Here is an 8,350-nt window from a genome sequence, read left to right as displayed (position 1 = left end):
CCTAGGCCTCGACGGCGGTGAGCTTCGCGAAGGCCACGACGTTGTCGAGGTAGTTCCCGCTGGAGCGGTCGAACGCGCCGCCGCAGGTGATGAGCCGCAGCTCGGGCTCCGCGGTGTCGCCGTACACCTCGTCCGTGGGGAAGTCCGCCTTGGCGTAGCGGTCGACGCGGTAGACGGTGAAGACCGCCGTCCGGCCGTCGGTGCGGCCCACCCGGACCTGCTCGCCCGAACGCAGGTCCTTGAGCTTGGTGAACGCGCCGGGCACGTGCTTGTAGTCGACGTGCGCGGCCAGCACCGCCGGCCCGACCTCACCGGGCGAGGGCGCGCCGGTGAACCAGCCGACGGTCGTCGCGTCGGGCGGGACCTCCAGCTCGCCGCCCGGGGTGAGCCCGAGGTCGGCGATCGACTCCGCGCGCACCCCGATCGCCGGGATGGTCAGGGACGCCGGTTTCGCCGCCGGGAGCCCGCCGTGCGGCGGGGTGGTCGTGGTGGCGGCGCTCCCCGCGGCGTTCGTGAAGGAGGGGGACGGCGGCGGCGCGACCTCGTTCGTCGCGTGCGGCGAGAAGGCCAGGACGAGTGCCACGACCACGACCACGCCGAGCGCGGCGGCGACCGCCGCGATGGCCGGCCACAGCGGTGGATGCGGCCGCCTCAACTCGCGCGCCGGCGCAGGTAGAGCACCATGCCGCCGGACGTCGCCGCGGCCAGCACCGCACCGCTGAGCACGAGGAACCCGGGGGCGCCCTCGTCGGGCTCGCCACCGCCGGTGGCGACGCCGCCGACCGGCTTGACCTTGACCTGGCCGCCCGTCGAGGCCTTCTTGGTGGTCGTCGACTTCGGGGCGGTGTGGGTCTTCGTCGACGTCGACGGCTGCTGTGCGCTCGTCGGTGCGGGCTTGGTGGTGTTCTGGACCGGGCGGTGCGGCAGGGTTTCGCAGGCGATGCCGTCCTTGTCGGAGTCCAGGTTGTTGGGGTCACCCGGCGTCGCTTCGAGGACCGCCTGCGCCTCCTCCTGGTACTGGAAGTCCCCGCAGTTCTTGTCGGCGAGCGTGAGGGGCGTCGCGAGCTGCGCGGAGGCGAGGGAGACGGGGCCGAGGAGAGCGAGCCCGGCGACGGCTGCGGCCGTCGTCAGGGCACGACGAAATAAGGACAACGGAAGTCCTTCCGGGGAAGAATCGGGGTTGAACACGGCACTGGCGCCGCGATGTGTGGTTAATATCGCGCCGCCGCCGGGGTTGTTACGGACGTTTCCGAGAATTCGCGCGATCGCCCGGAAACGCCAGCACCCAACAAGAATCCCGGCGTCTCGTGATTCTTCCCCGACGCGGTGATCGAACCCGCGTTGACCAGCCGCATTGCCCGTCCGGAAATTCGTTGTAATACGTACCGGTCGGAATGCCGGACGATCTTCGTCACCTCTTCGGGCGAATTCCCCACACACCACGTAACCTGTGGGTATGCCGATCCAGGTACTGCTCGTCGACGACCACGAACTGGTCCGCCGCGGGCTCCGCGATCTCCTCGGCGACGAGCCCGACATCGAGGTCGTCGCCGAAGCGGGCAGCGTCGAAGAGGCGCTGGCCGTGGCGATGCACGTCGAGCCGGAGGTCGCGGTGGTCGACGTCCGCCTCGGCGACGGCGACGGCATCACGCTCTGCCGCGAACTGCGCTCCAAGCCGAACCCGCCGGCGTGCCTGATGCTCACCGCGTTCGACGACGAGGAGGCGATGGTCGGCGCGATCATGGCCGGCGCCGCGGGCTACCTGCTGAAGCAGGTGCGCGGCCAGGACGTGGTGAACGCGGTGCGCGAGGTCGCGGCCGGCCGGTCGCTGCTGGACCCGGTGAGCACCGCGCGGGTGCTGGACAAGATGCGCCACCCGCCGACGGACGAGCTGGCCGCGCTGACCGAGCGCGAACGCGACGTGCTCGAGCTGATCGGCCAGGGCCTGTCGAACCGCGAGATCGCGGAGCGGCTCTTCCTCGCCGAGAAGACGGTCAAGAACTACGTGACGTCCGTGCTGGCGAAGCTCGGCATGCAGCGCCGGACGCAGGCCGCCGCCTGGGTCGCGCGCCGCGAAAAGTAGCGGGAGCGTCCGCAAGCCGCCGTTCGCTGGGTCCTTTTCAGGGCCCTGTCACCGTCCGCCATGCAGACCGGGGTTTCGCGCGCCCTGGATTCACTCGAACGTGAGTCGAATATATGTTCGAGAATTCGGTAAGATCCTTCCCGAGGACGTGGGAAGGAGGCTTGGATGACCCGAGAAGGGTGAGGCCGAGTCAGTCAGTCGGATGGTTCAGTCAAGTGGCAGGTCGAACGCGACGAGCGTGCCGAGGCTGGGTGAGGAGTTCAGGAAGAACTTCCCGCCCGCGGCGTCCGCGCGTTCGGCCAGATGGCGCAGGCCACGGGTGGCGACACCTTGGGGGACACCGGAACCGTTGTCCCGGACGCGGAGTTTGACGCCGTGCGAGTCCCTGGTCAGGGTGACGCGGGTTTCGCTCGCGCCGGAGTGTCTGACCACATTGGACAGTGCTTCGCGCAGCGCGGCCCGGATGTGGTCGGCCCGTTCGGCGGGGACGTCGGCGAACTCACCGGACAGCTCCAGGGTCGGCGGGTACCCGAGCAGCTCCCCTGCGATACGGACCTCGCCGCGCGCCGACTCCGCGAGGTCGGCGGGCGTGCCGGTGTCGTGGCGAGGCTCCGGCGACCGAAGCGCGCGCACGGTCCCGCGGATCTCCTCGATGGTCTGGTCGAGCTGGTCGATCGCGTCGGAAAGCCGAGCACCATCGGCCTGGGCGAACCGCTTGCGCATGTTGCGCCGAACCCGGTCGAGCTGCATGCCGGCGCCGTAGAGCCGCTGAACGATGACGTCGTGAAGCTCCCGGGCAATGCGCTCCCGCTCCTCGTAAAGCGCAACGCGGTGACGAGCATTGGCCCCCTCGGCCAGCGCAAGCACCACCCCGGCTTGCGCAGCGAAGGCCACAAGCATCTCAACGGTCCCCGCGGAGAACGGCTCCCGCCCCCGCTTCCGGTAGACGGTGAGCGCCCCAAGCACCCGCCCCCCAGACCCGAACGGCGCGGCAGCAAAGGGCCCATACCCATGAAGCTCAACGGGCACATAGGGCGCAGTCCGCGGATCAACGGTGAAGTCATCACTGGCGATGGGCTCACCACCCCGAGCCACCCGCCCAGCCGCGGAGTCGGCGGGGAGGGAGAGTCCTCGCAGCGACTCACCGGAGCCAGAGTTGGTGCCGCCACCCTCGGCTGCCGCGTTCGTGGCGCCGCTATCAGCTCCTGGGTTCTCAGCACTTCCGCCATCGGCCCTCGGATTCCCGGCCCCACCGTCGGCGGCTGTGTTCGCGGGGCCCTCGTCAGCGGCCGTATTCGCGGTGCCGCCATCGGCCGCAGCGTTCGCAATGCCACCCTCGGCCCCTGGGTTCCTGGCACTTCTGCTGTGGGCCCCCGGGGCCGTGGTGCCACCGTCGGCCGCCGTGTTCGTGGCACCGCCATCGGCACTCGTGCTCGCGGCAGTTCCGCCGTCGGTTTCCGGCGTTCGGTCGCCGTCAGCGTCCGAGGCAGTCACGGCGCCGGGGATGGCGAGTGGCTCGTTGGCGGAAGAGTCCAGCGCGCCGACCTCGTTGGCGATCGGGTGGGCGGTGGCGTAGTGCGCGGCCTCGACGACCACGCGGCCGTCGTCCGCGCTGACCATGGCCAGGCCCAGGTCGGCGTCGGCGAGTTCGGCCGCGCGCGCGACGACGGTGTCCAGCACCGCGCCCGGGTCGTCGCCGGACAGGGCGGTGCTGGTGATTTCGGTGGCGGCGGACAGTGCCCGCGCGGCAAGCGTCGGATCCATGAGTTCCGTCATTATCGCGCGACGCGGCGGCGGCGCGGCAAGGACACAGCGGGAATCGATCACGTCGCCCCGGCCACCGGCACCCGCGTGAGGACCCGCCCGTCGCGGACCTCGAGGACCACGTCCGCGTGCTCGGCTTCGTCGGCCCGGTGCGTCACGTGCACGACGGTCCGCCCCGCGAGCGCCTCCCGCAGCCGCGCCCGCACGGCGCACGCGGTCGGCTCGTCGAGGTGCGCGGTGGGCTCGTCGAGCAGCACCAACCCGGCCGACGGCGCCCCGAGCAGTGCCCGCGCCAGTGCGACGCGCTGCGCCTGCCCACCGGAAAGCCCGCTGCCCCCGCTGCCGAGCACCGTCCCGGGCTCGACGTCGTCGAGCACCGCCTGGTGCAACGCTTCGCGCAACTCATCCTCGGTCGCGGCCGGCCGCGCCAGCCGAAGGTTCTCCCCAACAGTGGTAGCAGCAAGCATCGGCTCCTGCGGCGCCCACGCAACCTCCCCGGGCACGCTGACCACACCCTGCCGAGGCGCGAGAAACCCGAGAAGCGCCGCAACCAAAGTCGACTTACCGGCCCCACTGGGCCCGACAACGGCGGCATAGGTCCCTGGCGCCAGAGTCACATCGACCCCGCGCAGCACAACGGGCCCATCCGGCCACCCGAGATCGGCACCACGCAACTCGACGGATGGCCGCTCGGCAACGGTCGCCAGGTCAGACGAAGATCCCGCCAACTCGACCCGAACCTCCACATCGGCCGGTCGTGATGTGGTGGCCGTCGGCTCGGTTTCGGACAGGCGGTGGCGGGCCTGCTTCAGGGTGTCCCAGTGCTGGGCCACCGGGGGCAGCATTGCCAGCACCTCCGCCAGCGCCAATGGCACCAGCGCCAGTAACGGCGCCAGTACGGGGTCGAGACGTCCGGCTGTTACCGCCTGGGCTGCGAAGGCCGTGCTCACCACGGCCGCCGCTCCGCAGGCCAGCGTCACCAAGGCCTCTGCCGCGCCTGCTCCGTAGGCCTGGCGGCGCGCTTGTGTCGCCAACCTGGTGTCCGCGTCCGCGAGGGCACGGCGATGCTCCGCCGCCCGGCCGAATGCCAGCAGTTCGGCCGCCGCTTCGAACAGGACCAGGACCCGGGCGGCGACGTCGCGGCGGCCTGTGGCCAGCGCCGATGTCGCCCGGCGCTCGGCTCGCAACGCGACCCGGGGGGCGCACAACCCGAGGACCACCGCCACCGCGAGGGTCCAGCCCGCTGCGGGCAGGACCCACGCCTGGACGACGATCGCGCCGGCCGCGACCAGTGCGATCACCAGCGGTGGCGTCACCACGCGGGGCAGCAGGTCGCGCACCGTGTCGACGTCGGTGACCAGGCGTCGCTGCCCCTCGCCCGCGCGCAGGCTCCGCGCGGGGCCGAGGCGGACCAGGGAATTCCACAGCCGCTCGCGGAGGCGGCCGGCGATGCGGAACGCCGCGTCGTGCGTGACCAGGCGTTCGACGTACCTAAGGCCGGCGCGGCTCAGGCCGAACGCGCGGACGCCGACGACCGCGACCGTCAACGTCAGGATCGGCGGCTGCTGGGACGCCTTCGCGATGAGCCAGCCGGACGTCGCGGTCAGCGCGACCCCGGCCAGCAGCGCCACCGCGCCAAGGACAGCGCCGCCGAACAGCCGCCCGTCGAGGAGGGCGCGCCAGGGCAACGGTGACGTCGGAGAGTCCACTGTGGACAGTTCCGAGGAATCCAGTGAAGAAGTCGACATATCGACCGCGGCCGTGCGTTCGTGGGCCGCGATCACCGCCGCGGCTCCATTGTCGACGGCGCGCTGTACCGCGTCGAGCACGAGTTGCGCGCTGGCCTGGTCGAGGTGGGCGGTCGGCTCGTCGAGCAGGAGGAGCCACGCGCCGTCGCGCACCCGCAGCAACGCCCGCGCGACGGCGACGCGCTGTCGCTGCCCCAGCGACAGCTTCGCCACCGGGCGGTCCGCGAGCCCGGCCAGGCCGAGTTCCGCGAGCACCGCGTCCGAGCCGACTTCTTCGCGGACCGTGCCGCCGGCGAAGACCGGCGACTGCGGCACCCACGCGACCTGCTCCCGCCAGCGCGCGAGGTCGGCGTCGGCGAGGTCGGTCGTGCCGACGGTGATGCTTCCGTCGTGCGCGGGAACAAAACCGAGCAGCGCCGAGAGCGTCGTCGACTTGCCGCCGCCGCTGGGTGCGCGCAGCCAGACCGTCTCGCCCGGGCGGACCGTGAACGTTTCGCCGTCCGGGGCGAATCCGCCGCGACGCGCCACCCGCAGCGAAGAAACTCGCAGGTCACGACCGTCAACGAGCGCGCTACCGGCGGACGGCGCGGGCACCGCCAGCAGGTCGACGACGCGGCGAACCGCTTCGACGCCGTCCTCGCTGGAGTGGAACGCCGCGCCGACCGCGCGCAGCGGCTGGTAGCACTCCGGCGCGAGGATCAGCACGCCCAGCCCGATGGCCAGCGGCAGGTGCCCGCCCGCGAGCCGGACGCCGATCACGACCGCGACCAGCGCGACCGACAGCGTCGCGATCAGTTCGAGCACGAACGCCGAGGAGAAGGCGACCTTCAACGTCTTGAGCGTCGCGCGGCGGTGGCGTTCGGAGAGCTTCCGGACGGTCTCGGCCTGGGCGGCCGCGCGGCGGAACGCGGTCAGCACCGGCAGCACGCGGACCAGTTCGAGGAGCCGTTCGGACATCCGGTGCGTCGCGTCGGTCGCACCGGCGACGCGACCGGCGGTGTACTTGCCGACCAGGATCGCGAACATCGGCAGCAGCGGCACAGTCAGCGCGACGATCACGCCGGACGGCCAGTCGGCGAACAGGATCGCCGCACCCGCGCCGAGTGGCACGACGGCCGCCGTGACCAGCGCGGGCAGGTATTCGCGGAAGTACGCGTCGAGCGCGTCGAGGCCGCGGGTCGTGAGCGCGGTCAGCTCGCCGTGGCCGCGCCGGGCGATCCACTCCGGGCCTAGGCGCAGAGCGTGGTCGACAGCTTTCGCGCGCAGTTCGCGCTGGGCCGTCGTCGCCGCGCGGGCGGAGACCGTGCGCACCGCCCAGCCAGTCAGCGCGCGCGTCGCGACGAGCGCGAGCAGCGCGGCCAGCTGGGCGGTGCGTCCCCCGGAACCTGCTCCGACGATCGCCGCGAGGACGTCGGCGAGCAGGAACGCCTGTGCCACCAGGGCGGCGGCGTTGAGGAACGACAGGAACCCCACCAGGGCCAGCGCTCGGCGCACGGCCGGCACGAGGGCCGGCAATGCGCCGAGCGGGCCCTTTCCCGGCCGCGCCGAGTCCACTGTGGACTCCGAGGCGAGAAGAGGAGCGCGTCCGGGAAGCTGTGTCATGGTGCGTGGACCGCCGGGATGTGCTGGGTGCCGATGCGCTTGCGGAACACCCAGTACGTCCAGCCCTGGTAGATCAGCACGGCGGGAGCGCCGAAGACGGCGACCCAGGTCATCACCGTCAGCGTGTAGGGGCTGGACGCCGTGTCGGCGATGGTCAGCGTGTTGGCCGCGTCGAGGGTCGACGGCAGGACGTTCGGGTAGAGCGAGCCGAACATCGTGACGGCGGCCGCGGCGATCATGACCCCGAGCGCGGCGAAGGCCTGGCCGTCGCGGTCGGCGCGCAGCCGGAACCAGGCGACGGCGGCCGCGACGGCGGCGACGCCGAACGCGAGCAGCGTCCAGAGCGTCCCTCCGCGCCATTGGACGACCGCCAGGAACGCGACGATCGGCACCATCGCGAACGGCAGCAGCCGCAGCGCCAGGTTGCGCGCGCGTTCCCGCAGGTCACCGGTGGTTTTGAGGGCGAGGAACGCGGCGCCGTGGGTGATCGAGAAGGCCGCGATGGCGACTGCGCCGAGCAGGGTGTCCCAGCGGAAGGCGGCGAACGCGGAGCCGACGCGGTTGCCTTCGGCGTCGAGGGGCAGGCCGAGGACGCTCGTCGCGAGGACCAGCCCGACGCCGAGCGGCGGGATCCACGAGCCGGCGATGATCACGCGGTCCCAGGTGCGGCGCCAGCGGTCGGAGTCGACCTTGCCGCGGTACTCGAAGGCGACGCCGCGGCCGATGAGGGCGAGCAGCAGAAGGAGAAGGGGCAGGTAGGCGGCGGAAAAGAGGCTGGCGTACCAGCCGGGGAAGGCGGCGAACATCGCGCCGCCGGCGACGATCACCCAGACCTCGTTGCCGTCCCAGACGGGCCCGATGGTGTTGACCATGACGCGGCGCTCGGTGTTGTCGCGCGCGAGGAACGGCAGCAGCATGCCGACGCCGAAGTCGAAGCCTTCGAGGAAGAGGTAGCCGGCCCAGAAGAAGGCGATGACGCAGAACCAGACGATCGCGAGCGTCATCGCACGCCCCCTACCACGCGGCACCGACGTTGGGCGGCGACCGAGCCCCGATCGCGGTGAGTTATCCACAACTGGTCGAGTTGTCCACAGATTTGCTGTGGGTAACCCGTGAGAGTGACCATCCCGATACGCTGGGTTCGGGGCCGCCC

At 71.7% G+C, this 8,350-nt stretch carries 6 protein-coding genes; 1 reads left to right on the top strand and 5 read right to left on the bottom strand.

Features of this window, described 5'->3' with window-relative positions; translation table 11 throughout:
- Nucleotide 1: 1 nt before the first annotated feature.
- Nucleotides 2-655 carry a class F sortase gene (locus VA596_RS10740; RefSeq protein WP_323325561.1) on the bottom strand — a complete coding sequence of 218 codons (654 nt, stop codon included), beginning with the start codon at nucleotides 653-655 and terminating at the stop codon, nucleotides 2-4.
- A complete protein-coding gene (locus VA596_RS10735; protein ID WP_323325560.1) occupies nucleotides 652-1,152 on the bottom strand; it encodes an excalibur calcium-binding domain-containing protein in 501 nt (166 codons plus the stop codon). Before VA596_RS10735 ends, VA596_RS10740 begins: the two co-directional genes overlap by 4 nt.
- Before the next feature lie 304 nt (nucleotides 1,153-1,456).
- Here VA596_RS10735 and VA596_RS10730 point away from each other — a divergent pair, with 304 nt between their 5' ends.
- Nucleotides 1,457-2,083, top strand: a complete 627-nt coding sequence (locus tag VA596_RS10730) for a response regulator (protein ID WP_247059859.1) — start codon at nucleotides 1,457-1,459, stop codon at nucleotides 2,081-2,083.
- A 207-nt stretch (nucleotides 2,084-2,290) separates the two neighbouring features.
- Here the strand turns inward: VA596_RS10730 and VA596_RS10725 are convergent, their stop codons facing one another.
- The 3 genes from VA596_RS10725 to cydB form a co-directional block, all read right to left on the bottom strand.
- Complete coding sequence (locus tag VA596_RS10725) at nucleotides 2,291-3,220, bottom strand: histidine kinase (RefSeq protein WP_458364009.1); 930 nt, start codon at nucleotides 3,218-3,220, stop codon at nucleotides 2,291-2,293.
- A gap of 686 nt (nucleotides 3,221-3,906) precedes the next feature.
- Nucleotides 3,907-7,197, bottom strand: coding sequence for a thiol reductant ABC exporter subunit CydC (cydC, locus tag VA596_RS10715; protein WP_323325558.1), 3,291 nt, complete (start codon nucleotides 7,195-7,197; stop codon nucleotides 3,907-3,909).
- Nucleotides 7,194-8,201 carry a cytochrome d ubiquinol oxidase subunit II gene (cydB, locus tag VA596_RS10710; RefSeq protein WP_323325556.1) on the bottom strand — a complete coding sequence of 336 codons (1,008 nt, stop codon included), beginning with the start codon at nucleotides 8,199-8,201 and terminating at the stop codon, nucleotides 7,194-7,196. Before cydB ends, cydC begins: the two co-directional genes overlap by 4 nt.
- Nucleotides 8,202-8,350: the final 149 nt, after the last annotated feature.

Source organism: Amycolatopsis heterodermiae (assembly GCF_034929455.1).
Taxonomy (GTDB): Bacteria; Actinomycetota; Actinomycetes; order Mycobacteriales; family Pseudonocardiaceae; genus Amycolatopsis; species Amycolatopsis heterodermiae.
This window is presented reverse-complemented; position numbering and strand designations above follow the sequence as displayed.